Source organism: Ideonella sp. B508-1 (assembly GCF_000333615.1).
Taxonomy (GTDB): Bacteria; Pseudomonadota; Gammaproteobacteria; order Burkholderiales; family Burkholderiaceae_C; genus Ideonella.
The window spans coordinates 1-1,205 of the sequence record NZ_BADL01000202.1 but is presented as its reverse complement, the minus strand read 5'-3'; the positions used below and the strand labels follow the sequence as shown (position 1 = coordinate 1,205).

At 72.7% G+C, this 1,205-nt stretch carries 1 protein-coding gene; it reads right to left on the bottom strand.

Translation table 11 applies throughout. The annotated features are described in order from the left end of the window. Positions 1-1,086, bottom strand: a 1,086-nt coding sequence (locus tag I73_RS08985) for a TIGR03862 family flavoprotein (protein ID WP_083876646.1), incomplete at its 3' end; no start/stop codon positions are given. Positions 1,087-1,205 lie beyond the last annotated feature (119 nt).

Genomic DNA, 1,205 nt, shown 5'->3' with positions numbered 1-1,205 from the left:
CGGCCGCGGGGCGGTCACGGTGATGGGCAGGGCCTTGATGCGAGCGGCCAGCCAGGCCACGTCCTTGCTGAGCCGGGCCCAGTCCTCGGCGGACACCCCCTCGCGCAGCAGGGCAGCCGCGGCGCCCTTGATGCCCGCATGTTCGCGCAGGTGGTTGGCCAGCGAACGGGCGCCTCGGCCCCGGGCCAGGGCCTGCTGCAGTTCGTCCAGGCTGCGGTCCGGCCGCAGGTCCAGGGTCAGGGTCGCGTGGCCCTGGCGCTGGATCTGGTCCCGCAGCCAGGCCGAGGCGGCATACACGAGGTTGCCTTCCAGGCCGGTGGCCGTCAGCACGCACTCGCCCTTGCGCTCGAAGGACGGGCCCGCCGGCCCGGCGCAGCGCAGCACCACGTTCTTCAGCGGCGCCCCGGCATGGTGGCTGGCCAGGTGTTCGCTCCAGCCCACGTCGAAACCGCAGTTGGCCGGCAGCAGCGGCGCCACCGGAACGCCAGCGGCCGCCAGGGCGGACACCCAGCGTCCGTCGGAACCCAGGCGCGACCAGCTGGCGCCCCCCAGGGCCAGCAGCAGCGCGTCGGCCTGCACCACCGCCTCACCCGAGGGGAAAGCAAAGCGCAGGCTCAGCGGGCCGTCGGCAGACAGGGCCAGAGACTCGGGCAGCCAGCGGTGTCGCATGTGGAAGCGCACCCCGGCGCGACGCAGGCGCTGCAGCCAGGCGCGCAACAGAGGCGCGGCCTTCATCTCGTGCGGGAAGACCTTGCCCGAACTGCCGACGAAGGTGGCCGCGCCCAGGCCATCGGCCCAGTCGCGCACGGCCTGGGGCGACCAGATCTGCAACCAATGCGCCACCGTGTCCGCCTGCGCGCCGTAGCGGCCCACGAAGCGCTCGATGGCTTCCGCATGGGTCAGGTTCAGCCCCCCTTTGCCCGCCAGCAGGAACTTGCGGCCCACCGAAGGCATGGCGTCGAAGAGATCGACCGACGCGCCGCCCGCGGCCAGCACCTCGGCGGCCATGAGGCCGGCCGGCCCGCCTCCGACGACAGCGACGCGGCGGACGGGAAGCAGGGCGGATGGAGCGGAGGTGGTCGGCATGGGGAGGGCAGTCTATGCGAGAAAATGTGGATGCACCCGAGCCCCCGGGCCTTCAGAACCGTCGCACAATGCCGATAAGCAGACAGTGCAGGTCCTCGGCTTGCGCGCCACCATGACCC